Raw genomic sequence first — 26,719 nt, forward strand, 5'->3', positions numbered from 1 at the left:
TGGCATAGTGGCAGAAGCCGCTTAGCCGATATGGTGAATTTTTAACGGACTATTATAAATTGAATACAGGCTTCACTTACCAAAACAGCTCCTATAAGAATTATCAAGGTTTGGATACCTACGAAGGAGCTAGTGCTAATGGCGTATTGAATACTGATGATTGGCATTCAGAAGAATGGATTTTGGAGAATATTATTTCTTATCAACGTGAATTTGGCAAACATCGTATATTTTTCACAGGATTATATTCTGCTCAAAGCAAGGAATATGAACAGAATACAATGGAAGGTAAGAATTTTCCCAATGATGTGATGTATTATTACCAGATTTCTAAAGCTGCCACAATGTCTGGTAATTCCAATTATTATAAAGAAAATCATATTTCACAAATGGGGCGTTTGAATTATACTTATGATAATCGTTACTTGTTGACTCTTACTGCTCGTCGTGATGGTTACTCTGCTTTTGGTGAAAGTTCTAAATTCGGCGTTTTTCCTTCAGCCGCTATTGGATGGAATATTTCCAATGAATCTTTTTTTAAAGACAAGCCTATAAGTGAAACCATTAGCAATCTGAAATATCGCTTGTCATGGGGTAAAAATGGCAATGAGGCTATCAGTGCTTATAGTACACTACCTAATCTTTCAACTTACAATTATCTGAATGATGATCATACTGCACAGTTTGGTTTCTATCCGTCGAAGTTAGCTTCGCCCGGTTTAGGTTGGGAAACTACTACATCTATTAATACTGGCTTTGATATTGCACTTTGGAATGGACGTATTCAGAGTTCATTTGATATTTATTGGTCTAAAACCAAAGATTTGCTGCTTTCCCGTTCTATTCCTACCATTAATGGTACTGGCTCTATTACTGAGAATCGTGGACAGACCCGTAATCGTGGTTTTGAATTCCAGATAACTTCTAATAACATTACACATAAGAGTTTTAGCTGGAGCACCTCTTTCAACCTCTCACACTATCGTTCGGAGATTGTAGATGTTGGTTTGTATGATGCTAATGGAAAGCCGGTTGATGATGTGGCTTCCAAGTGGTTTATTGGTGAACCTATCAATGTGAACTATGATTATAAAATTATCGGTGTATGGCAGATTGCTGATCCGTCTAACCCGACAGGGCAGCAAGATCCTAACTATCGTAATTCGTATCCTGGATATGTGAAATACCTTGATGTAGATGGTAACGATATTACAACGGCTGATAAGACTATTATAGGGTCGGCTATTCCTAAAGTAAATATGAGTTTGATGAACACTTTTGAGTACAAAAACTTCACTCTGAGTGTGTTCTTAACGGCTCAGTTAGGACAAACCCATCTGAATGCCTTGTATGATACAAGCCATAATTCATATCGCCAGAACCGCTTTTTGGTGGATTTTTGGACTCCAGAGAATCCTACGAATGGCTATCCGAAAAATAGTTTGAATAGTGATGTGAATCCAGAGGGAGCCAGTTTCTATGAAAAGACAGATTTCTTACGTATTTCCGACATTACATTGGGTTATAATTTCCCACAACAATGGTTGCGTCGTACTTTCATCAAACGGCTCAATCTTTACATGAACATTAAGAATTTGGCTACAATAACTGGCTGGACAGGTATGGATCCGGAATTTCTCAATGATCAATTGGCTGCTCCTCCAGTACGTTCGTTCACTTTTGGACTAAAGTTAGATATTTGATGAGAGTAATATATCATAAAAAGCTAAAATGAAATTGCACATATGAAAAAAATAACATATTTCAATGTCTTAGTGTTTACAGTATTATTGCTCACTATGGGCGGCTGTAATGAGGATAAGTTTCTTAAGGAAGATCCTCGTGATGCACTTTATCCAGAAAATTTACTTGTAGATTACAATGGATTTAAATCGATGATAACGCCTCTTTATGGTCTTATGCGTGCAGAGTATCGCCGTGCTGATGCAATGGGAGGAAGTATTGCGCTCTGTCTGCATTCTGCCTGGGGTGGAGGGGTAGATAATTCATGGGCCAATAATAGTCATGCGGAAATGAAGTTCCTCTACAATCCCAAAGAGATAACTTACACTGATCTTGCTATTTGGAATAATATTTTCCAGTGGGGATATCGTATCATCAACACTGCCAATATGGTTATCTCAAGAGCTGACAATGATGGCATTAACTGGGGAAGTGGTGCTGATGCTGAAAATCGTAAAAATGAGGTGTTGGCCGAAGCTCGCTTTTTCCGTGCTTGGGCTTACCGTCACCTTACCTATTCATTTGGTGCAGTGCCCCTTTCAACACAAGAAATTACAGGATTGAATTATCGTGATGATTGGGACCGTGCTTCCTTGAGTAGTATTCGCGAAGTGATGGCAGAAGATTTCCTGTTTGCAGTCGATAACCTTCCTTTGCGTACTTCTAATAATAGTAAAGTCTCTGGTGCTGTGGCACGTCACTATTTGGGTGAACTTTATTTGGCAGAAGGTAATGCTGAAAAAGCAGTTTCAGTACTGAAACCATTAGTGGAAAGTGGAGAATATTCCCTTATAAATCAACGCTTTGGTAGTAATGCTTCCAATGATGGATGTCCTTTTATTGACGTATTTTATACTCCTATGTATGCTGATGGAAATACGGAGGTGTTACTGGCTTTCATTAACACAGAAGAGGAGAATAGTGCCTATGGTACTGCAAATGTCTATATGACTACAACTTATAAGAACTATTATGCTAATGATGGCGATTGTAAAAAGACAAACCAGCATAATCCGGACTATATCAATAACGGTGGTGAAGGTTCATTTGCACAAGTCTTTTGGCAAGCTAATGGTGGTAAGGGAGCCGGACGTGTAGTTCCTTCCAGAGGAGCACTTCGTTTGTACAATTATAAAGGAATGGGAGAACAAGATGACCGTGTATCTGCTAATGCTATCGTATGGAGTATTAATGATGTAGATGCTGCCGGCAATGTAACCAAGGTATTTGATTTAGGTGGTACTGCACTTATTGATACTACGGTTAATGCAGCCATGCTAACTTCTACTTCCATTAAAAAATATGATTGGCCTACTACTCGTAAATGGGATTATACTCCACCTATTTTGGCTAATGCAGCTAATGATGGACACTATGCGGACATTGTTTATTTACGTTTGGCAGATACATATTTACTTTATGCAGAGGCTCTTTACAAGAGTAATCAAGTAGGCGAGGCCATTAAATGGATAAATAAAGTACGTAATCGTTCCAATGCTGTAAGTATTGCTGAAGATGATCTTAGAATCGGTGGTATGGATTTCATTCTTGATGAACGCAGCCGTGAACTGCTTACGGAGGAAGAACGTCGTCATACATTGGTACGTGTTTGCCAAGAAAATGGTGGTGACGAACGTGATACCAATAACTATTTCAAACGTCGCATGCGTGAACTCAATGAGATAGCTGGTATTGCAGGACGTGGTATGGATGAATATGAGACTCCTGTCCTTTTCCCGCTGCCGCAATCATTCATTGATGCCAATACTGGTAATCCTTTGGAAAATAATCCGGGGTATTGATAGATAATAGTCAGATATAAATACCGCATATAAACGGCTTTGTATATATCGGTGTTTATATCTGATTTAGATTCATATATTCAAAAGAAAACAAAAACTTAATATCTTGATACATCATGTCCGAATTGGCTTTCATTTTTAGTCTTCTTATGGTAGGGATTACAGCGGTAGGTCTTTATCGTAAGCTCAATCCTCAAGGTCTTTTGATGCTTTCCGGTTTATTAATGCTTACAGCTGCTTTTTTCATGCAAGTGCATTCGGTAGTACCTAGTGAAGCTACGGGAATGGTGGTGTTTGATTTGGTAAGGATGATAGAGGAAGTTTTTCTTTCTAATTTGGCGCGTGCAGGGTTTATGATAATGACAATTGGCGGTTATGTAGCTTTCATGAATAACATAAAGGCTACTAATGCATTGGTCTATATTTCCATGAAGCCATTAGGTCTTTTTCGACGTTATCCTTATTTGGCGGCTACTATAGTTATTCCTATTGGACAATTACTTTTTATTACTACTCCTTCAGCTGCCGGATTAGGATTGTTGCTTGTGGCTTCGGTTTATCCTGTTTTAATTAGTTTGGGAGTAAGCCAACTTACAGCATTGTCAGTCATTGCCGCTGCTACTCTATTTGATCAGGGACCGGGGTCGGCAAATACTGCTATGGCTGCCGAATTGATAGGACAATCCAATGTGGAATATTTTATCACTCATCAACTTCCTTTAGTAATTCCTACTTCCTTGGTTGTAATGGTACTCTTCTATTTCAATAACCGTTATTTTGATAAAAAAGATGCAAAGAAACAGCAGGATGGCATATTGCAGGTGTCAAATGTGACTGCAACCTCATTAGTAGAAAAACCGGATGTTCCATTGGCTTTTGCGCTACTCCCGGTATTACCTTTGGCTCTTCTCATTTTCTTTTCACCTTTTGTGGGACTGTTTCAGCCTACTGTAACATTGGGTACCACTACTGCTATGCTTTTTTCTCTGTTCTTATCATTGGTATTTGTGTTGTTTCATACTCGTAGTGTGCGTACTACTTTTAATGCTTTTGCAAGTTTTTGGAAAGGCATGGGAAATGTGTTTACTTCAGTTGTAACATTGATTGTAGCTTCAGAAGTTTTCTCTAAAGGACTGATTGGTTTGGGATTTATTGATTTATTGGTGGGTTATTCCTCTCATATCGGACTTTCGGGATTAGCTATTGCCGCAGTCTTTACTCTCATTATTTTTGGAGCTGCCATGCTGATGGGAAGTGGCAATGCAGCCTTTTTTTCATTTGGTCCTTTATTGCCGGGTATAGCCACTCAGCTTGGTTTGCCGGTTTTTTCATTGATACTTCCTTTGCAGTTGGCGGCAAGCATGGGACGTGCCGCATCTCCTATTGCCGGAGTCATTGTTGCCATTGCCGGGGTAGCCGGTGTGTCATCAGTGGAGTTGGCAAGGCGTAATACATTTCCTTTAATAGGAGGAATTGTTTTCTTGATACTTTATCATCTTATTACTTTCTAAAATTAATCGACAGCTATGTTTACATTGATAAAGAATGCAAATTTATATGCTCCTGCCTATCTTGGTAAAACAGACATTTTGCTATGCGGAGAAAAGATTGCGCATATTTCAAAGACAATTGAACTGAATGAATCATTTTGCCATACTATTGATGTACAAGGTAAAATTGTTACTCCGGGATTTATAGACCAGCATGTACATATTACTGGTGGAGGAGGGCAACAAGGTTATGCCTCATTAGTCCCTGAGGTGACTATGAGCGAACTGGTGGCATCTGGTACTACTACTGTATTGGGTATGCTTGGTACTGATGGATTTGCCAAAGAACTTACTACGCTTTATGCCAAGGCCAAAGCTATTGACGATGACGGATTGTCGGCTTATATACTGACAAGTTATTACGGATTGCCTACCAAAACATTGATGAATAGTGTGGCTGACGATCTTATCTTCATAGATAAAGTTATTGGCTGTAAGCTGGCGATGAGTGATGACCGTAGTCCGTTTCCGACAGAGCAAGAGATATTGCGTATTATACATCAGGTACGTTTAGGGGGATTTACATCTGGTAAAGGAGGAATTCTCCACATTCATTTGGGAGCACTTCCGGAAGGTATTGAGCCCTTACTCAATATTGCTCGTCACTATCCTACACTGATATCTTATCTGTCTCCTACTCATCTGATACGTACTGAAGCTCTTTTTATGCAGGCTGTAGAATTTGGTAAATTAGGTGGAATGATTGATTTTTCGACTGGTGGCTCAAAGTTTGATACTCCCCATCGTTGTGTGATACGTGCATTGCAAGCTGGTGTCCCCCTTGATCGCATTACTTTTTCTAGTGATGGCCATGGTGGCGTACGCAGAGTGAATCCTGAAACTGGAGAAATAACTTATCGTCCTGCTCCTTTGAATTTAAATTTCAAGGAGGTAGTTGCATTAGTCAATGAGGAGGGGGTACCATTGGAACAGGCGATTACATTGATAACATCCAATCCAGCTCGTAATCTGAAATTACGAGCTAAAGGTATTGTGGCACAAGGAGCAGATGCAGACTTGTGTTTTTTGGCGGAAGATTTGCAGCTTACAGATGTCATTGCCCGTGGTAAATTTGTAATGCAAGATGGTACAATAGTAAAGAAGGGAAGGTACGAATTATGAAGAAGCTGATTATATTTTATATTGGATTCCTCTGTATTTGTTTATCTGCAATAGCGAAACAGACTTTGGAAAGGCCAAGAGGTGAACATTTCTTTACTTATAGTCAATACCCTCCTTTTGCCGATCGCCCGGTAGATGTACATTATTATATACCTTCCCAGGGGGATATCAAACAAATGCCTATTGTATTTGTCTTTGAAGGAGGAGACCGCGGCTATCGTTATCTTTTGGACGGTTGGAAAGAAGAAGCGGAGAGAAAGGGTTTTATGCTTTTTATACCTCACTTTGATTTGAAATCTTATCCTTTGGCAGACTATCAGGAGGTGGGGGTGATGAATGCTGCCCATACAGTAGCTAATGCTCCCGAAAAAATTACACCAGTGTTGGTTGATAAACTATTTGAATATGTGCGTCAATTTACGGGAAGCATGCGCAAAGGATATATGATTTATGGTCATTCTGCTGGTGGGCAATTTGTACAGCGTTTCATGCTTTTTCACGATAGTCCTTATGTGGAAAAAGCTATTATAAGTTCTCCCGGTTGGTATACTTTTCCAGATTTGGCCCAGACATATCCTTATGGTACGGCTGGTATCCCCTATATTTCATCTGAACAGATAAAAAAATACTTGTCAAAACCTATCATACTACAGCTGGCTTTGGGAGATACGATACGTGAGTCTTTTCTACGCAAGACTCCTGAAGCTGAACAACAAGGACGAAACCGTATGGAGCGTGGGCGTAGTTTCTGGCTTTATATTCACCAGTTGGCTGCATCCCGTGGTTGGGAATGCCATTGGCGCAAGATAGAAGAGTACGGCATCGGGCATGAGGCTGTCCCTATGGGGAAACAAGCTGTGCCATTATTGACTACAGATTCTTTACGGGTACTTTTTATAGGTAACAGCTATACTTTTTTTAATCGTTTGCCATTGCAAGTCCAATCGTTAGCATCCTCATGTGGAAAAAAAATATCAGTGCGCCAGGTTGCTAACCCTGGTTGGTACTTGAGACAGCATGCAGCCAATACGCAAACATTAGAGGCGATTCGTGAAGGAGGATGGGATTATATGGTGATGCAGGAACAGAGCAAGGCACCTACTCGTGAAAAGGAATGGGTAAAGAAGAATGTATTCCATCCTGCGGCGCAGTTAGATAGTTTACGCCGTCTTTATGCCCCAAAAGGAAAAAGTGTCTGTTATATGACATGGGGGCGTAATAATGATACTTATGAAGGAATGCAGCAGCAACTTACGGAAAACTATTTGGAAATGGCTGATGTCCTTGATGCTTATTGTGCTCCTGTGGGTGAGGCATGGAGACGTGTACGTAGAGAGTGTCCAAGTTTGCAGTTGTATAATTCTGATGGCAGCCATCCTAGTCCTGCAGGCAGTTATCTGGCGGCTTGTGTCTTTTATGCAATTTTTTTTGGTGAGCCTTTTAGCAGCGATTATTATGCAGGTCTACCGTCTGAAACGGCTCTTTATTTACAGAGGATAGCACAAGAAGTGGTATTAGCTAATCTTGTGTTATGGAATAGAAATCAGTCGAAGCAACCTGCCGGAGTAACTGCAAGTTTCTATCCTGACCCCAAATTTGACCGTGAGACACCTACTCTAAGTAAACCTTACGGTAGCGGATTGGCATCGGTTGATGAGATAAAGGACTATTTACAGCAATTGGTTGTACGTTCTCCGGGTTTGGCATATATGGAGAATATTGGTGTTACCAAACAAGGACGTACCATTCCGGTACTTTATTTGGGTACTCCCGACAAGAAGAAGGTAAGGGTATGGATTCAAGCGGCACTGCATGGTAACGAGCCGGCAGGTGCTGAGGCTGTATGCATGCTTGTCCGTTACTTACTTTGTGAAAAAGAAGGACGTGAATTGCTGAATCATATAGCTGTGGCTTTGGTTCCTATAGCCAATGTTGATGGTTATGCCATTCAGCAACGTCGTTCGGCCGATGGTTACGATTTGAATCGCGATCAGAGCAAATTAGAGGATGCTGTCACTTTGCTGTTGAAGCAGTCCTATCAGCAATGGAATCCGGACGTAGCTCTTGATATTCATGAATATACACCTTTACGTCGTGAGTTTAACTTATTACGTGGAGTGCCGACAGCAAATGCTGCTGATGTACTTTTCTTACCTACAGGACATCTTAATGCGCCTTTAGCTTTACGTACGCTGTCTGAAGAACTTTTTCGTCGTGAGGCAGAGGTCGTTTTAAATAGTGCCGGTTATGCTTCCGGTTTCTACTTTACTCCTCGTGTGGCAGATGGTTCCCTTGTTCTTGTAAAAGGTGCCAAAAGTCCGCAGTCCAGTTCTACTTTTCAAGCATTGACGGGGGCTGTATCGCTTTTTGTCGAAATAAGAGGTATTGGATTGGGACCGGAGTGTTATGCGCGTCGTAGTGAGTGCGGTTTCTTGGTGGCACGGCAAACGTTGGTTACTGCTGCGCAACATCGTGCTTCAATTAAACGTAAGATAGAACAAGCCAGGAAGCGCACCTTGAAAGCTACTGAACCGATATATGTCACTTTCACTTCGGATACTGTACGTCATGTAGTCTCTTTTATCGATTATGAGGCCAATGAACTGTTTAAGACTGAACTGCCAACCCTTGATGCCATGCAAGTAACACCTCAATTGGTGCGTACTCGCCCTAAGGCTTATCTGCTCGATGCTCTCTGTACAGAAGCAGTATGTAAGCTTCGAGCGTTGGGTGTACACATTGAGCAAGTTACCCGTGTACAAAAAGCAAAAGTTGAGCGTTACAAAGTAACCCGTCTGTATCGTGCAGAGAAGGAATGGGAGGGGATTCATCCGGTAAATGTAGAAACGGATGTCTATGAAGATAATGTAGAACTTCCAATAGGTAGTTGGTTGGTACCTTTGGCACAACCTTTAGGAAATTTGGTTGCTACGTTGCTTGAACCGGAGTCTGTCTGTGGTTTCGTAAACTTCTGTGTTATTCCGGCTGAGGAAGGAAAGGGACTGTTTGTCAGTAGACTTATAAAATAAGAATTGGATATATAAAATTAAATTCGGTAATGACTATGAAACTAAAAAAAACGCTACAGATTATACTTGCTTTATGTTTAGGCCTATGGATGATTTCATGCCAGCAGGAACATATCAAGTTGACCTCTCCAAATGGAAAACTTTCTTTAGAGTTTACACTTGATGAAGAAGGTGCTCCCCGATATTGTTTAAGACATGCGGGGAAGAATATTTTACTTCCTTCACGTCTGGGATTGGTTTTGAAGGATGCGCCAGATCTTTTGACCGGTTTCGTTCTAAAAGAAGTTAAGCATGATTCGCATAATGATGTGTGGCAACCAGTATGGGGGGAAGAGGCTGAAATTGTAAATCATTATAATGAATTGAGGGTATGCCTCAAGGAAGAAACATCGTTGGAGCGGGAACTGAATATTATTTTTCGTCTTTTTGATGATGGGATAGGATTCCGGTATGAGTTCCCTCGCCAGCAACAGCTACAAGAGTTTCTTATTGATGACGAAGTGACTGAATTCGTTTTTCCTGCAGATTATGATGCTTGGAGTATTCCAGTGAAAGGAGTTCGTTTTTACGAAGCCTTATTTGAGAAAAAACCTCTTAGTAAGATGGGATGGGTAAGCACTCCGGTGACGATTGAGACAACAGATAGCCTTTATTTGGCTATTCATGAAGCAAATCTTACAGATTATGCTGCCATGAACTTGAAGCCGGTTGAACAACTTGAAGATAATAAAACGGTTACATTACGTGCGGCTCTTACACCTTGGAGTACAGGTGAGAAAGTACGTGTTACCGATACCCGTGTATCTCCTTGGCGTACAATGATAGTGGCTGAATCTGCCGGTGATTTGCTTCTTTCCCGTCTCATGTTAAATCTTAATGAACCTTGTCGTATAACCGATACTTCCTGGATACAACCTATGCGCTATATTGGAATTTGGTGGACTTATCACATGAAGCATAACACCTGGCATGCCGGTCCCCATCATGGGGCCACAACAGAGAATACAATGCGTCACATCGATTTTGCTGCTGCCAATAATTTGGGAGGTGTACTGGTGGAAGGGTGGAATGAAGACTGGGCTACTTGGAAATTTAGTTTCACAAAACCTTATACCGATTTTGATATACAACGTATTACTGATTATGGGCGTAGCAAAGGAGTAGCTTTGATAGGACATCATGAAACTGGCGGTAATGTTTCCAATTATGAAAATCAGATGGAAGATGGTTTCAAGTTCTATGAGAAATATGGTGTGCATCAAGTAAAAACGGGTTATGTGGGCGATTTGCTTGATGGGAAAGAATATCATAGCAGTCAGTTTGGTGTACTTCATTATCGCAAGGTAATAGAGGCTGCTGCCCGTCACCGTATCTGTATTGATAATCATGAACCGGTGATTCCTACAGGTTTGCAGCGTACTTTTCCTAATCTGATGACACAAGAGGGGGTACGTGGACAAGAATGGGACGCTTGGGATGTAGATGGTGGAAATCCTCCTTCTCATACCGTAATATTGCCTTTCACTCGTGGGTTGGCAGGCCCGATGGACTTTACACCGGTGACGTTTCGGTTTGTTAACGATGTAATGCCACAGACACGTGTACATACCACACTGGCCAAACAATTGGCGCTGTTTGTGGTGCTCTATTCACCGTTACAAATGGCTTCGGATGAAATAGAGAATTACGAGGCTAATCCGGAACCTTTTAATTTTATAGTATCTTGTCCTACAGATTGGAGCAGAACAGTGGTGCCGGAAGCATGCATTGGCAGTTATGTTACTATTGCCCGTTGCGATAAAGGAGAGGGATGCTGGTATATAGGCAGCATCACGGGAGATGAGGAACGAACGGCTAATATCAGTCTGTCTTTTCTCGATACAGATAAAAGATATCTGGCTACTATTTATCGTGATGCTCCTGAGTCCGATTATGAGACATGTCCTGCTGCTATACTTATAGAAGAGCGCGAAGTGACTTATAGTGATACCCTCACCATTCGGCAAGCACGTAGTGGAGGAACTGCCGTACGTCTGTGTCCTATAAAAGACAGTTGAGCCGGAGGTATATTGGGGCAGAGTTGTTTATATTTTCTCTCTCAAGTATTCATAAAAGGTATATTGCGACCGTACCTTCTCCTTTTGCGGTCGTGACGACTTCCAGCGGTTTCGCAACTGGTCGTCCACAAAGCAGGCTTTCCGTTTGTCCGACAGTTGTATGGATAGCATATCGATGAGCTCTTGCTTCAAGTCCGGGTCCAGAATGGGGGTGACGGCTTCGATACGGCGGTACAAGTTACGCCGCATCCAGTCCGGCGAGCCGAGGAAGAGCTTGGGTGCGCCGCCGTTGCCGAAGTACCACACACGGGCATGTTCCAGAAAGGTATCCACAATGCGTGTCACGCGGATGTTGCGGCTGTACTCCTTTCCGGGGATGAGGCAGCAGATGCCGCGGACAATGAGGTCTATCTCTACACCGGCTTGCGAGGCTTCGTAGAGGCGGTCTATCATGGCGGGGTCTTGCAGGGCATTCATCTTTAGGATAATCCGTCCCCGTTTGCCTTGTTGGGCGAGTTGCATCTCGTGGCTGATGAGACGGTTCAGTTCCGGTATCAAGTTGAAACGGGCCACAAGCAGGCGGTGGAACACCGGATTTTCCTTTCCCTGCAGAGTACGGAACAAGTTATGCAAGTCGTTTACAATCATCGGATTGCAGGTGAATAGTCCGCTGTCGGCATAGAGGGTGGCGGTCTTTTCGTTGAAGTTGCCGGTGCTGATGTAGGCGTAGCTTGTCAGTTTGCGCCCTTCCTTGTTGCGGCGTAGCACGAGGGCTACTTTGGCATGTACCTTCAGTCCCGGTATGCTGTAGATGATATTGATGCCTGCGGCCTTCATCATTTCGGCGGTGGCGAGGTTGTTCTCCTCATCGAAGCGTGCTTTCAGTTCTACAAAGACGGTGACTTTCTTTCCGTTCTGTGCGGCGGCTATCAGGGTGTTGATGACGGTGGAGTTCTCTGCCACACGATACTGGGTCACCATGATTTCACGTACGGTGGGTTCGTGGACGGCTTCATATAGGAAATGGATGAAGTGGTCGAAGGAGTGGTAGGGATAATGCAGCAGCAAGTCTTTTTTCTCCACGTAGCGGAAGATGGATTCGCGTTCGTCCAGGCAGGTCAGCTTCATGGGCTGGGGTTTCTTGATGGGACGCACGCTCTGGTTGGGATTGGGCAGATGCCGCAAATCTTCCATGTTGAGGTGCTTGTCGCCCGGAACCATCTCCCGGCGGTCTATGCGGTAGGCATCTACCAGAAAGTCGAGGAAGTCCTGAGGCATGGCGCGGTCGTATACAAAACGGCACACGGCGCCTATCTTGCGTTTCTTTACCTTCTTCTTCACCTGTTCGATGATTTCGGAGGTATTGGCGGCATCGTCTATCAGAATATCCGCATCGCGTGAAATCTTGATGCAATAACTGCTGTCCACTTCGTAACCGGGGAAGATGGTATCCAGATTGGCCTTGATGATGTCTTCAATGAACATCAGATAATAGTCTTTTCCCACCTTGGGCAACTGGATGAAGCGCGGCACTTTGCTGTACGGCAGTTTCATCACGAAATACTGGATGCGGTTTGGAGAACCGACGGGAGCTCCTTTCAGATGAAGCCGCACGGCCAGATAGAGACGGTTGTCGCGCAGGAATGAAATCACCTTGTCCTTGCTTACGGGCACCGGAGCCAGATAGGGGAATATCTCTTCACGGAAGAAGCTGCGCACGAAGTCGTGGTGAAACGGTTCCACGTTGCGGCTTTGATAGAATATGATGTGATGTTTCCGCAGGGCGGGCAGTATCTTCTGTTCGTAAATGCGGATACGCTCCTCCAGTTGGCGGTTGACTTCCCGGTTGATTTCATCTACCAGCTCGGTAGCGGATTGCACACTCTCTTCGTCGCTTTGCGAGGCTCCGGTGGCTATGGCCTTATGGTCGGCCACACGTATCTTGTAGAATTCTTCCAGATTGGAGGAGTATATGGAAATAAAGTTGATGCGTTCGTATAATGGCAGTGTATCGTCTTCGGCTTCCAGCAGCACGCGGTAGTTGAAAGACAGCCAGCTGATGTCACGTTTGAAATATCTGTTCTCCATGGTGTTGATGTGTTAATCACATTGTATTCTCCCCAAATATAATTACCTTTGTCCTAATAAACAAAGGAAAAATGACAAAAGTTGGTTTGTTATCAGATACGCATGGTTACTGGGATGAAAAGTACCTGCAATATTTCGAGTCTTGTGACGAAATCTGGCACGTCGGTGACATCGGTTCGCTGGAAGTGGCACAGAAGCTGGCGGCTTTCCGTCCCTTCCGTGCCGTGTATGGCAATATTGACGGGCAGGAGATACGGCAGCTCTATCCGCAGATTCTCCGTTTCACGGTAGATGGGGCAGAAGTGCTGATGAAACATATCGGCGGTTATCCCGGCAACTACGACCCTTCCATCAAAGGCAGCATTCTGGTGCGTCCACCCAAATTGTTCATCAGCGGGCACTCACATATACTGAAGGTGAAGTATGACAAGACGTTGGACGTGCTGCACATCAATCCGGGTGCTGCGGGCATTCAAGGTTTCCATAAGGTACGTACGATGGTACGCTTTGCGGTTGATGGGGGAACGTTCAAGGATTTGGAGGTGATAGAACTTGCTGACCGATGACGTAGCTTGTTTATTATCAGCAGACTGTATTTACGGATTGTTTACTCTACAGTGTAAAAGCCGTTACATTCTAATGTAAATCTCGTTACACTGTAGGGTAAATCTCGTTACACTATAGGGTAAATCTCGTTACACTATAGGGTAAATGCCGTTACGTGCTAAGGTAAAGACCGTTTCATCAAGGGGTGATGGCTGTTGCGCACTGAAGTAATGTCCGTTGTCTGCTGGGGTGAATGGCGTATCTTTTTGAAATAAGCAAAACAATGTACCGGAGTAAGCAAAGCAACGAAGCAAAAAGATGAAACCAAGCCTTCACTTAATCGAATTTTTCCATTATCTTTGTGCCCGAATAGCAAGTAGAGCCGTGGGGCATCGTCCTCCTTCTTATTTTATTCTCCATTTTGAAGTATCACCGAAAAAGAACTGAAATATGAAAGGAATTATTCTTGCAGGTGGCAGTGCCACTCGTCTCTATCCGTTGTCCAAGGCTATCTCCAAGCAGATAATGCCTGTCTATGACAAACCGATGATATACTATCCGCTCTCTACATTGATGTTGGCGGGAATTCGCGAAGTGCTTATCATCTCTACTCCACGTGACTTGTCCATGTTCCGCGAGCTGCTGGGAACCGGCGAAGAACTCGGCATGTCCTTTTCCTATAAGATACAAGAGAATCCCAATGGACTGGCACAAGCCTTTGTGCTGGGTGCAGAGTTCTTGGACGGCGGACCGGGATGCCTCATCTTGGGCGACAACATGTTCTACGGTCAAGGCTTCTCGGCCATGCTGAAGCGTGCCGCTTCCATCGACAAAGGGGCCTGCATCTTCGGTTATTACGTCAAGGACCCCCGTGCCTACGGTGTTGTGGAGTTTGATGCCAACGGCAAAGCCATTTCGCTGGAAGAGAAACCCGCAGAACCTAAAAGTAACTACGCCGTCCCCGGTCTTTACTTCTACGATTCCACCGTGACAGAGAAAGCCGCTTCCTTGAAGCCCTCCGCCCGCGGCGAATACGAAATTACCGACCTCAACCGTCTCTATCTGAATGAAGGTACGCTGAAAGTGGAACTCTTCGGCCGTGGTTTTGCCTGGCTTGATACAGGCAACTGCGACAGCTTGCTGGAAGCCAGTAATTTTGTGGCTACCATCCAGAACCGCCAAGGTTTCCGTGTCAGCTGTATCGAAGAGATTGCTTGGCGCAAGGGCTGGATAGATGTAGACCAGTTGTATCGTCTGGGCGAACAGCTTGGCAAGACCGAGTATGGCAAATATCTGATGGAGTTGGCCGAGTCGAAACGCTGACGGAATGAGGATGTGCCTATATGTTTCTGTCGCCCCTTATTCTGGTACTATTATTTACTTTAGTTATTTCATTAATCATTAATCGCTAATCATTTTCATGAAAACCTATCTCGTAACCGGTGCTGCCGGATTTATCGGTGCCAATTATATTAAATACATCCTGGCAAAACATAATGATATTGAAGTGGTGATACTGGATGCCCTGACATATGCAGGCAATCTGGGTACCATTGCCAACGACATTGACGACGAACGTTGCTTCTTTGTAAAAGGCGACATTTGCGACCGTGTGCTTGCCGATGAACTGTTTGCTAAATATAAATTCGATTACGTGGTGAACTTTGCTGCCGAAAGCCACGTAGACCGTAGCATAGAGAATCCCCAACTTTTCCTGATGACCAACATTCTGGGTACACAGAACCTGCTTGACGCCGCCCGCCGTGCCTGGGTCACGGGTAAGGACGATTCCGGTTATCCTACTTGGCGTAAAGGCGTCCGTTACCATCAGGTATCTACCGACGAAGTTTACGGTTCGCTTGGTGCCGAAGGTTACTTCACGGAGCAAACTCCGCTTTGTCCGCACAGCCCCTACAGCGCCAGCAAGACGAGTGCCGATATGGTAGTGATGGCCTATCACGACACCTATAAGATGCCCGTTACCATTACCCGTTGCTCTAATAACTATGGTCCTTACCACTTCCCGGAAAAATTGATTCCGCTCATCATCAAGAATATCCTCGAAGGCAAGAACCTCCCTGTCTATGGCGACGGCAGTAACGTGCGTGACTGGCTCTACGTAGAAGACCACTGTAAAGCCATCGACCTCGTTGTCCGCGAGGGTGTGGAAGGCGAGGTGTACAACGTAGGCGGTCACAACGAAAAGACCAATCTTGAAATTGTAAAGCTCACCATTGCCACTGTCCGCCGCTTGATGGAAGAGACTCCCCGTTACCGCGAAGTATTGAAGAAGCAAGTAAAAGCAGCCGACGGTACGATTGATACCAGCTGGATAAACGAAGGCCTTATCACCTTCGTCAAAGACCGTTTGGGCCACGACCAACGTTATGCCATAGACCCCACAAAGATTACCAATGCCCTGGGCTGGTATCCGGAGACGAAGTTCGAGGTCGGTATCGTGAAAACTATCGAATGGTATCTGAACAACCAGCCGTGGGTGGAAGAAGTGACCAGCGGTGACTATCAGAAGTATTACGAACAGATGTATGGAGGTAAGGGTTAAGGTTTAGGGATTAGGGTCTAACCGCTAATCCTTAACCCCTAACCTCTCAATTCAGCGCCACAGCTAGCAGCAATCCTAGGAACAGCATATTGCGCGACGTCTCGCCCAGTATGCTGTTCAGCTTTTTACCGCTACCTATGTTCACCATCTTGCGCCACGTCAGTGCGTGCATGTATAGATAGACGCAGGGAGCCCAGATAAATTCCAGCGGAGTCAGCTTACCTGTATAGACAAACCGGAAGCAGAGTAGCATGGCGGCGATGCCCAATGCCAGATACATATTTTCACCGAACTTTTTGCCGTAGCGCACCACCAGCGTACACTTGCCGCTCACGGCATCCTGCTCGCGGTCGCGATAGTTGTTTACCATCAGCAAGGTGTCTATGGCGAGGCCACTGACGAGCGACAGCACCAGCACATCCATATTCAGCGTATAGGCCTGCACGTAGTAGGTGCCGCATACGGGCACGAGGCCGAAGAACACCAGTACCAGCACGTCGCCCCATCCCCGATAGGAGAGCAGCGTGGTATAGAGGAAAGCAAACAGTATGCATACCACGCCCAGCACCACCAGTTCCCAGCCTCCGTGGGGCAGCTGCCCCCAGACGGTGGACAACACTGCCAGCCCTGCCAGACAAGACAGTGTCAGTGCGATGACGATACCGATTTTCATGGTCGCCGGTGTAATCCAGCCTTCGGCGCAGGCGCGCTGCGGACCCAGGCGGTCTTCCCGGCGGTCGGTCCCTTTCAGAAAGTCGAAGAGGTCGTTGATAAAGTTGGCGGCAATCTGCATACCGCAGGCAAAGAGGGCACACAGCAGGGCAGGGGCGGTCTTGAACTGTCCGTCGCTGAAGGCAAGGGCACTGCCCAGCAATACCGGGATGATGGCTCCCGTCAACGTCTTGGGGCGGGCGGCGAGAAACCATGCGTAGGGTGAGTTCTGTTTAATCTCGTTCATCGTAGTTCCAATTTAGTTCGGCATCTGCCGGCAAAAATACTGAAAATCCCTATATTTGCACCCACTTATGATGAAGAACTTAGTCTATATATCCATTCTTTCTCTGCTACTCTTGTCTTCCTGCCGTTCCAAGCGGATGATTACCGTGTCGCTGCCACGGCCAGCCGTGTATGCAGACAGCACACTGCTTGGCGATACTATCGGGTTGCCTGCCCGCCTTTCGCCGATGTTCACCTTTGACCAGTCTGATTTGCGTAATGTCTGCCGCCAGCCGACGAAGGGCAAGGCAAAGAAACGGCAGATAAAGAAAACGTCACCGGCACAAAAGGCAATTGTACGGCGAGGCACAAGAATCACATCGACAACTATCCACGTAGGTTCGGCCTATAAGGGCGTCAGCCGCATTAAGACGTACGACTTCACGCATCGGGACGTGCCTGCCGCCTTCGAGGGCTTCCGCGTCGCTTTTGTCTCCGACCTGCACTACAAAAGCCTGCTGAAGGAGGAGGGATTGAAGGACCTGGTCCGCCTGCTCATAGACCAGAAGGCCGACGTGCTGCTGATTGGCGGTGACTTTCACGAAGGCTGCCAGTACGTGCCGCCCGTCATGGCTGCCCTGGCGCAAGTGAAGACGCCGTTGGGCACCTATGCCGTGCTTGGCAACAATGACTACGAGGCTTGCTATGACGACATCGTGCGCGAAATGAGGCATTATGGCATGCATCTGCTGGAGCATAAGGTGGACACCCTGCGGCGTGGTGGTGAGCGGATTCTTGTGGCGGGCGTGCGCAATCCTTTCGACTTGGGCAAGAACGGCACATCGCCCACACTCGGCCTTTCGCCCGACGATTTCGTAATCCTGCTGACGCATACACCGGACTATGCCGAGGACGTTCCGGTGACAAACTCAGACCTCATTCTGGCCGGACATACACATGGAGGACAAGTGACATTGTTCGGACTCTACGCGCCGATAGTTCCCTCACACTATGGGCAGCGGTTCCTCTCCGGGCTGAAGTACAACTCAAAGCACATCCCGATGATTATCACCAACGGTATCGGCACTTCGCAGAAGGCCATCCGCATGTTTGCTCCTGCAGAGGTGGTGATGATTGTATTGCACCGACTGACGGATTGATTTATTTATTTATTCTTCAGGCATCAGCACCACTCCCAGTTTCTTCTTGCCATCCATCTTTACTACCATCGGCTGGCAGAAATGTACATGCCGCAGGTATTTCGTCTCGTGTACGGCAGGCTGTGCATTCAGGAATTCCTGATTGTATATGCCGTCGTTCATAAAGGCGTTGATGGTAAAGTATCCCACTCCGAAGGAGGTCAGGTTCTGGAAGAAGTGGGTTCCCTGGCTGGGGTCTACCCGGTAGTTGGTCAGTCCGGCTTCTACTATCACGCGGGCAGCGCTGATATGTGGCCACTTCACGGGAATACCGAGCCACGTGTCACTGCTGCCCCAACGTCCGGGACCTACGAGGACATAGTTGCGGCTTTCGTCCAGGAACTGCTGGTTCAGTTTCTCTATTTCCCAGGCAATCTCTTGGTTGTGGGAGGCGCTATAGTCGTCTGTCTTCACGTAGATGATGTCATGTATCTCGTTCATGATGCCATGTCCCAATGAGTTGTTGGAACGGAGCAGCACCCGGTTGTCGGGAATGGTGGTAAGATCTTCATCCAGCATCTCCTTGGTGTCGACTATCGGGCGGATTTGCAGCAGGTAGAAGGTACCGGTCTTGTCCTTCTCGCGGCTCATGGTGGCGGCAAACTCTATCTCTACTGGACGGCGCATCTCCTGCTCTCCGTGTTTTAAAGCCAGTTGCAGGATGCGTGGCAGGGGGAATACGTCGTGTTGCAGGATATTGGCAAAAGTGATGACCTTGCGGCCGCCGGGATAAAGGCCATCGCGGATAATCTGGTCGTAGGGGTCGTAGGTGGAGGCAATGTAGTTCAGCGCTCCATCTTTTTCCGCTTCCTTGACGTGCAGTTTCAGCAGGTTGAAGCCGTCGTCGATGGAGAAGTTGTGACCGGCATTGCGCAGGTCGAGGGCGTAGAAGCGGGTTTGGGTCTCTTTGAGGGCAATTTCCATTTCGCTGGTTTGCAGCACCTTGCTGGGGTGATAGGGCGAGAAGCGAAGCGTCATGCCGCCATCCACAATATATTTGCCCAAGCCGAGTGCCAAATTGACGATACCTTCTTCTGCCTTCTCGTCGCCGATGGGGTAGTAGTTGAGCGAACGTGCCACGCCGGACATGCTGGGGTAGTAGCGGTCGCCATACTGGTTGCCTACCACCTCTTGCAGGATAACAGCCATCTTTTCCTGGTCGATGACATTGCTTGTTGCCTGCATATATGCCTTCGAGTCGCGGAAGTAGACCGAAGCATATACTCCTTTGATGGCATCGCTCAGCATGCGCAGCATCTCGTACTTGTCGTCCAGATAGGGAATCATATAGGTATTGTAGATACCGGCGAAGGGTTGGTAGTGCGAGTCTTCCAGTAGCGAAGACGAACGGACAGCGATGGGGGACTTCACTACATCAAAGAAGGTGAAGAAATCTTCCACCAGGCGGTCGGGCAGCTTGGCTTTGAGGAAGTAACGCAGGATGACGTCATCATTGACATCTGACAAGGCTATCTGATACAGGTTGTTGGTATCCATAAACTCGTCGAACACATCAGTACAGAGCACAATGGTCTTGGGGATGGCGACACGGGCATTCTCAAACTCTTCGAACTCGGGGTGGTGTTTCACCAGATTGTCGATAAAAGCAAGTCCGCGTCCCTTGCCGCCCAGCGAACCGTCACCGATGCGGGCAAAGTTGGAATAGCGGTCGAAGCGGTCGCGTTTGAAGACTGCCACCACTCCCTGGTTTTTCATCTTGCGGTATTTTACGATAGCCTCGAAGATGATTCTGCGGTGGGCGTCCACGTCTTGCAGGCTATTCCAGGTGATGGGCCGCAGGAACTCTGCCACGGGGAACATGGCACGCGAGTAGAGCCAGCGGCTAATGTGGTTGCGGCTGATGTGGTAAAGGAACGATTCTGCCGGAACGGCAAAAAGAATGTTTTGAAGCTCTTTGAGATTTTTTACGCGGGCAATCTCTTCCAACGTGTCCGGGTTGCGGAAAATAAAGTCCCCGAAACCGAAATTGTCCGATACGATACGACGCAGGTCGACGTCCATCTTTTTGGAATTCTTGTCGATGAAGGCTGCATCGTATTTGGCTGCATATGCCACGTTGTCCGATTCACTGGACTGTATGATAAGGGGTACAAATGGGTCTTCCTTGCGGATGGCGGCGCAGAGCTTGATACCGGCCAGTCCGTCCTTTTCGCCCCGTTCCATGCGGGGGAAGCGTACGTCAGTGATGACACCTAATATATTGTTCTTGTATTTCTCGTAAATGCCGAAGGCTTCTTCATACGTACGTGCCAGGACTATCTTGGGGCGTCCCCTCATGCGCAGCGTGCGCTGGTGAGCATTCAGTGCTTCGGTAGAGAATTCCTGGCTCTGCTTCAATACGAATTTATACAGATTGGGCAGGATGGAGGAGTAGAAGCGGATGCCGTCTTCCACCAGTAGGATGAGCTGCACGCCCACTTCGTTGACGTCGTGCTCCAGGTTCATCTTGTCCTCTATCAGCTTGATGATTGAAACCAGCAAGTCAGTGTTTCCCAGCCAGCAGAATACATACTCAAAAGGGCTGAGGTCTTCATTGGCAATGCGCTTGGTGATGCCGTGGCTGAAAGGGGTAAGTATCACCATCGGAATTTGCTCATAAAGGCTTTTGATGTATCGCGCCACATCGAAGCTGTCATTGTCTCCCGTACCCGGCATGCAGATGATGAGGTCGAAAGAGATGGAGGCCAGTTGTGTCAGTGCTTCTTCGCAAGTGGAAACCTGTGTGAAACGGGGAGGGTAGCGCAAGGAGAGCGAAGTGTATTCATTGAATATCTTTTCGTCGATGCGGCCATCGTCTTCCAGCATGAAGGCGTCATAAGGATTGGCTATCAGAAGGACGTTGAAAATGCGCCGTGTCATGAGGTTGGCAAACTGTGTGTCCTTGAAATAGAGCTGGTTTAATTTGAACTTACTGAGCATGGCTTCTCATGATTTATTGGTTTCGGAAGGCAAAAGTAATAGAAATCGAACCTATTCGGATAGTTTTTCGACCGTTTTTTTTATGTTTATGCGTAATATTGCATCCGAAAAACAATATATAATCTATGTTTGCTCCATATCCGTTTCTATATAAATCCGTTGCATGTACATTTCTGCTGTTATGGGTGTTCGTTTTTTTGTCCGCTGACTTGTTTGCCGGTTCATTCCGCACCTTGGGTATCAAGGAGGGATTGGGCAGCCGGCAAGTATTCCAGATAGACAAGGATTCAGCCGGATTTGTCTGGGTGTATACTCATGTCGGGATAGACCGTTATGACGGGAATGAAATCAAGCATTACAAGCTGGACGGAATGGTTGATTCCAGGGACAATATCCAGTCTTCCACTACCATGATGTGTGATAAGGAGGGTATTGTCTGGGTTGCATTGAAGAATGGAAAAATCTATGCATACAACAAACTGACGGACTCTTTCCAATTGCGTGTGGACTTGGCCGGTTACCTGTCTTCTCCGGTATTGTATAATATTCTGTTTGATGACGAAAACCGTTTGTGGTTGTGTATGTCGAAGGGGCTTTATTCTTGGGAAGAAAGTGCAGGGCTGTCTTTTGCCGGATTGAAAGGGCAATCTGTCCGTTGCATGGTCCAAATGGAAGATGAAGTGTTTTTTGCAGGCACCGACAAGGGTGTCTTCCGGCTGACGAAGGCAGGAGCGGCAGGTTCTTCGTCTTTTGAGACGAGGCCGGTTGACCTGTATACGGAGATACATGTGGAATCGCTCCACGTCTTTGGAGCAAAGCTGTTCATCGGTACCTTTTCAAACGGTGTATTTGTACTTGACGGTCCCGACGGGAGGATACATTCGTTGAATGACCGGATTCCTCATGTACCTATCCGTTCGTTTGCAAAGACAAAGGATAATTTGCTGTTGGTGGGAGCCGACGGTGCGGGCGTTTTCTGCATGGATGTTGCGACGGGAGAACTTTTGAACCATTACATGAATAATGGGGATGATGACAAAAGTTTGAGTGGTAATACTGTATCCGATATTTGCGTGGATGAATCCGGAGTTGTGTGGATTGGCACTTCTACGAATGGTATCAGCTATCTGGATTCGGAGATGCCGGATGTCTGTAGAATCAGGCATGAACGCAATAATGGTAATTCCCTGAAGTCGGACCATGTAAATGTGATATTTCAGGACTCGGAGGGAGATTATTGGTATGGTACAAACAATGGCGTCAGCCTCTATCAATTCCGGTCACGCAAATGGACTCACTATCTGGACGATATGGAACATAGTGGCAAAGTGGTATTGGCGCTTGCCGAAGACTCCGAAGGAAATATCTGGGTAGGAGGCTATGGTATCGGTGTCTATTGTATTCATAAACAGACCGGACGGGTACAGAAGAAAGAGAAAAGAAATGTACATCCGAAGAAGGGGATAGCCACCGACTATGTTTATGCCATTTATGCGGAAGGGGATTATATCTGGTTCGGTGGTATTGAAGGAGAGTTTACCCGTTACGATATACGGACGGATAATTATACATATTACCCGATTGATTGCATTGGTGACATAAAGCCGGGTAAGGATGGTTCATTGCTGATTGCCGGTTGCAGCGGGTTGGCTGTCTTTGACAAGACGTCGGGAAGCACGCAGTGGTATCAGACGTTTGGAGACATCTCTCTGCATTATCCTATCCGTTGCCTGATGCAGTCCTCATCCGGCGATATCTGGCTGGCAACAGACGGGGAAGGTCTTATACGTGTTGGGCCGGATGGGAAAGAGGCGCATGCCTATACCGTAGATGACAATCTTATCTCCAATTCCATCAACAGTCTGCTGGAGGATAACGAAGGGCGTATCTGGTTCAGTACGGAGAAAGAATTATATTGCTTGGATTGTTCCCGGGATATTATCATCAGTGCCAATGATTTTTTGGATGTCAGCTGGGGATATTACAACCCGAATGCTGCCCTTAAGTTGAAGAATGGATGTCTTGCTTTCGGTACTGCAGAAGGGGTTCTTTCCTTTCTCCCGTCTTTGGACTTAGGGCGCCATGTGTCTGTTGAGCTGATTCTGACAGACTTTAAACTGCTTTACGAATCGGTCAAAGCGGGAATGAAAGGCTCTCTTTTGCAAACGAATATCAATGATACCCGGAAAATAGATTTGAAGTATAATCAAAACTCCTTCTCAATTTCCTTCTCTGCCATCAACTTTGCAGTCCCGCATCGTATCAGATATGAGTATAGGCTCGAAAATCACAATGAAGAGTGGGAACACTCCAATTCAGTGCGGAACGTGAGCTATATGAATCTCTCGTCCGGTAAGTATGTATTCCGCTTGCGGGCATTTGATAAGTACACCGGGCAGCAGGTGGGAGAAAGAAGTCTGGACATTGTCATTCATAACCCTTACTGGGTTTCGTGGTGGGCGCTGCTCATCTATTTCATCTTGTTGTCTGTCTTTGTCTGCATGTTTGTGCAGTATAGAAGGCATAAGGTGAACGAGGGGCGTATAAGGGACAAGATACGTTCCTTTATCAGTATAGCCCATGATATCCGTACACCGGTTACTTTAATAAAGGCTCCGCTGAGCGAGCTCGAAGCGCAGGAGGGACTTCCGGAGCAGGGTAAGAAAACCGTTGCGGTGGCAATGAAGAATGTGGAAAAACTGATGGGAATGATTACTCAACTGCTTGAGTTGCAGAAAACGGAACTGCATGCCGAGGAGTGTCTGAAGGTTTCTCCATACGACATTAAGGCTTATCTGGAGGAAAAAATGGCGGAGTTTCACTTAGCCGCCATGCAGAAGAGCGTCGGGATAGAGTTGGAGGTGGAGCCGGATATGCCCAAGGTCTGGATTGACCGGGAGAAGATGGATCATATCATAGACAATCTGCTCTCCAATGCCTTGAAGTATACAGAGAAGGGAGTCATTCACATACTGGTGAAGACTGCAAGAAAGAAGTGGACTATTGAAGTGAAGGATACGGGTATCGGCATTCCGAAAGAGGAGCAGGGCAATATCTTCCACGAATATTATAGAGCCCAGAATGCCATGAACTTTGAGGAAACCGGTTCGGGTATCGGTCTGATGATTACGCGCCGCATTGTGAAACAGCATCACGGCACCATCTCTTTCAGTAGCGTGGAAGGGCAGGGAACTACGTTTACGATAACTTTCCCGCAGAGGATAAAGGCGAGCGTGGCGGTGGAAGCGAAGGCTGACGGCCAGGAAGAACCTCAGGCCGCTACCGGGGCTGTGCATGAAGAAACAGAACGTTCCGGGAAGAATGTCCTTCTTCTGGCGGAGGACGATGTGGATATGAGGGAGTATCTGGTGGATAGCTTGTCTTCCGAATATAAGGTAGTTGCCGTGCCCGACGGCGGAAAGGCATTGGAGACGGCAAGGGAAATCAATCCTGATATCATTATCTCGGACATTGTGATGCCGGTACTGGAAGGTGATGAATTGTGCCGGATTCTGAAATCATCGGTAGATACAAGCCATATACCTATTATATTACTGACCGCACTGAGTGAGAGGGAAAATATCATCTTCGGACTGGAGGCCGGTGCCAATGACTACATCATCAAGCCTTTCGACTTGTCTGTGCTGAAAGTGCGTATCAGGAATATTCTTCAGAATAGGCAGCATTTGCGCGAAACCGTGTTGGCGATGGATGCGCAGCCCGAAGAGACAGACTATACCAGCCAGTTGGACAAGGAGTTTCTGGACAAGGTTATGAAAGTGATTGAGGAGGAGTTGTCCGATTCGGAGTTCTCCATCAATGACTTCTGCCGGATGCTGGGCATGAGCCGCACTTCTGTCTATAATAAGATAAAGACGCTGACTGGGCAGGGACCGAATGACTTCATCCGCATTGTCCGTTTGAACAAGGCAAAAGAGCTGCTGGTTTCCCGGAAATATTCGATAGGGGAAGTGGCGAATATGGTCGGATTTTCTGACCCGAAATATTTCAGTACATGCTTCAAAAAGCAGTTTGGTACCAGTCCCAGCAAAATTTAGAGCTATGAAGACTGCTTTTGAACCACTGCTGACAAGTATTAAACCTTTTTTGTCAGAGAATAAACCCTTGTCTCCCTGATAGTGCGTAATATTGTGGACAGTAAACAATATTAAAAAACGCATATAAAAAATGGAAACGTATTTAGGTCTTGATTTAGGAGGCACGAAGTTGCTGATTGGCGAAATGGATAGCCGTGGTAACATTTTGAGGTATAAGAAATATGACTCCGGTTACTTTAATCAGCAGGCTGCGCTGGAAATCATCAAGTCGTCGCTCGATGATTATATCCGTACCGTGGGCTGGTATGACCAGAAGCCTGTAGCGATGGGGGTTGGTCTGATAGGGCGTGTAGATTCCAACGAAGGTGTCTGGCTGCAGATTGACCCGAGCAGGACACAGCGGATTGAGTTGGCAAAGGAACTGTCGGATATATATGGCATGCCTTGCCATATAGACAATGATGTGAAGAGCGCTACAAGAGCCGAACGTGTCTGGGGATTCGGACAAATTTCCAAAAACTTTATATACGTAAATGTAGGTACAGGCATTGCTGTGGGTACGGTGATAAATGGGAGACAAATCCGTGGTAGCCATTTCAATGCCGGCGAAGTGGGACACGTGCGTGTAGGTGTGAACATAGGCATCAAATGCGGGTGTGGGCGGATGGACTGTGTGGAGGCGATTGCTGCCGGCATAGGTTTTGACAATTGTGCCCGTCTGCTCCGCAACCAGTATGAGACCGGCCTGCATATTCCGGCAGAAAAAGGGGAACGGGTGATTGTGAGTGAGGTGTTTGCACTCTGTCAGAAAGGTGACCCTCTCTGTACGGTGCTGGTGGAGAATGCAGCTGAGGCGCTTGCCAATCTTATCATGAATCTGGTACGTGTGATTGACCCGGACACGGTGGTGTTAGGTGGAGGCATTGTGGCCGACGGATATATGCACGAGAAGATTCTGGAAAAACTTCATCCTACGACCATGCGTTTTGTCAGCAACGGGGTTGTCATTACGAAACTGAATCCCGGATTTATCGGGCTTCTGGGAGCCGGAGCGGTGGCGATGAATATGTGATTAAGAATTAACGA

Annotated in this window: 15 protein-coding genes; 12 read left to right on the plus strand and 3 right to left on the minus strand. The window is 46.3% G+C overall.

All coding sequences use genetic code 11. From position 1 onward, the window contains the following. Positions 1–59: 59 nt before the first annotated feature. The 6 genes from E5355_RS10190 to E5355_RS10215 all read left to right on the plus strand — a co-directional run bounded on the left by E5355_RS10190 (position 60) and on the right by E5355_RS10215 (position 11,303). Positions 60–1,703: a SusC/RagA family TonB-linked outer membrane protein gene (locus E5355_RS10190; protein ID WP_256372000.1), complete on the plus strand. Its 1,644-nt coding sequence runs from the start codon at positions 60–62 to the stop codon at positions 1,701–1,703. A gap of 42 nt (positions 1,704–1,745) precedes the next feature. Then, positions 1,746–3,545, plus strand: a complete 1,800-nt coding sequence (locus E5355_RS10195) for a RagB/SusD family nutrient uptake outer membrane protein (RefSeq protein WP_136010274.1) — start codon at positions 1,746–1,748, stop codon at positions 3,543–3,545. Positions 3,546–3,661: 116 nt separating this feature from the next. After that, the gene (dcuC, locus tag E5355_RS10200; protein ID WP_136010275.1) at positions 3,662–5,056 is read left to right on the plus strand and encodes a C4-dicarboxylate transporter DcuC; all 1,395 of its coding nucleotides are present in this window, start codon (positions 3,662–3,664) and stop codon (positions 5,054–5,056) included. Between the two features lie 15 nt (positions 5,057–5,071). Beyond that, the gene (iadA, locus tag E5355_RS10205; protein WP_136010276.1) at positions 5,072–6,217 is read left to right on the plus strand and encodes a beta-aspartyl-peptidase; all 1,146 of its coding nucleotides are present in this window, start codon (positions 5,072–5,074) and stop codon (positions 6,215–6,217) included. Beyond that, the gene (locus tag E5355_RS10210; protein ID WP_136010277.1) at positions 6,214–9,246 is read left to right on the plus strand and encodes a M14 family zinc carboxypeptidase; all 3,033 of its coding nucleotides are present in this window, start codon (positions 6,214–6,216) and stop codon (positions 9,244–9,246) included. The genes iadA and E5355_RS10210 overlap by 4 nt, the downstream gene beginning before the upstream one ends. A 29-nt stretch (positions 9,247–9,275) precedes the next feature. Beyond that, positions 9,276–11,303: a glycoside hydrolase family 97 protein gene (locus E5355_RS10215; protein ID WP_136010278.1), complete on the plus strand. Its 2,028-nt coding sequence runs from the start codon at positions 9,276–9,278 to the stop codon at positions 11,301–11,303. Positions 11,304–11,330: 27 nt separating this feature from the next. Here E5355_RS10215 and E5355_RS10220 read toward each other — a convergent pair whose 3' ends face one another. Then, the gene (locus E5355_RS10220; protein WP_136010279.1) at positions 11,331–13,391 is read right to left on the minus strand and encodes an RNA degradosome polyphosphate kinase; all 2,061 of its coding nucleotides are present in this window, start codon (positions 13,389–13,391) and stop codon (positions 11,331–11,333) included. A 71-nt stretch (positions 13,392–13,462) separates the two neighbouring features. Between E5355_RS10220 and E5355_RS10225 the strand changes: the two genes are divergently transcribed. The 3 genes from E5355_RS10225 (at position 13,463) to rfbB (ending at position 16,500) form a co-directional block, all read left to right on the plus strand. After that, positions 13,463–13,957 carry a metallophosphoesterase family protein gene (locus E5355_RS10225; protein ID WP_136010280.1) on the plus strand — a complete coding sequence of 165 codons (495 nt, stop codon included), beginning with the start codon at positions 13,463–13,465 and terminating at the stop codon, positions 13,955–13,957. 430 nt (positions 13,958–14,387) lie between these two features. Further along, positions 14,388–15,260 (plus strand): glucose-1-phosphate thymidylyltransferase RfbA, encoded by an 873-nt coding sequence (rfbA, locus tag E5355_RS10230; RefSeq protein WP_136010281.1) that lies wholly within the window; start codon positions 14,388–14,390, stop codon positions 15,258–15,260. A gap of 97 nt (positions 15,261–15,357) precedes the next feature. Continuing rightward, entirely contained in the window at positions 15,358–16,500 is a 1,143-nt protein-coding gene (gene rfbB, locus E5355_RS10235) for a dTDP-glucose 4,6-dehydratase (RefSeq protein ID WP_136010282.1), read from the plus strand. Between the two features lie 46 nt (positions 16,501–16,546). On the opposite strand, the gene menA is transcribed toward rfbB, so the two are convergent. After that, positions 16,547–17,458, minus strand: coding sequence for a 1,4-dihydroxy-2-naphthoate octaprenyltransferase (gene menA / locus E5355_RS10240; protein WP_136010283.1), 912 nt, complete (start codon positions 17,456–17,458; stop codon positions 16,547–16,549). A 70-nt stretch (positions 17,459–17,528) separates the two neighbouring features. On the opposite strand from menA, the gene E5355_RS10245 reads away from it, so the two are divergent. Next, positions 17,529–18,596 carry a metallophosphoesterase gene (locus E5355_RS10245; RefSeq protein ID WP_168354319.1) on the plus strand — a complete coding sequence of 356 codons (1,068 nt, stop codon included), beginning with the start codon at positions 17,529–17,531 and terminating at the stop codon, positions 18,594–18,596. A 9-nt stretch (positions 18,597–18,605) separates the two neighbouring features. Here the strand turns inward: E5355_RS10245 and E5355_RS10250 are convergent, their stop codons facing one another. Further along, entirely contained in the window at positions 18,606–21,575 is a 2,970-nt protein-coding gene (locus E5355_RS10250) for a PEP/pyruvate-binding domain-containing protein (RefSeq protein WP_136010285.1), read from the minus strand. Between the two features lie 125 nt (positions 21,576–21,700). Here E5355_RS10250 and E5355_RS10255 point away from each other — a divergent pair, with 125 nt between their 5' ends. Continuing rightward, entirely contained in the window at positions 21,701–25,633 is a 3,933-nt protein-coding gene (locus tag E5355_RS10255) for a hybrid sensor histidine kinase/response regulator transcription factor (protein ID WP_136010286.1), read from the plus strand. A gap of 130 nt (positions 25,634–25,763) precedes the next feature. Beyond that, the gene (locus tag E5355_RS10260; RefSeq protein ID WP_136010287.1) at positions 25,764–26,705 is read left to right on the plus strand and encodes an ROK family protein; all 942 of its coding nucleotides are present in this window, start codon (positions 25,764–25,766) and stop codon (positions 26,703–26,705) included. Positions 26,706–26,719 lie beyond the last annotated feature (14 nt).

It is taken from the genome of Bacteroides muris (ex Afrizal et al. 2022) (assembly GCF_004793475.1).
GTDB lineage: Bacteria > Bacteroidota > Bacteroidia > Bacteroidales > Bacteroidaceae > Bacteroides > Bacteroides muris.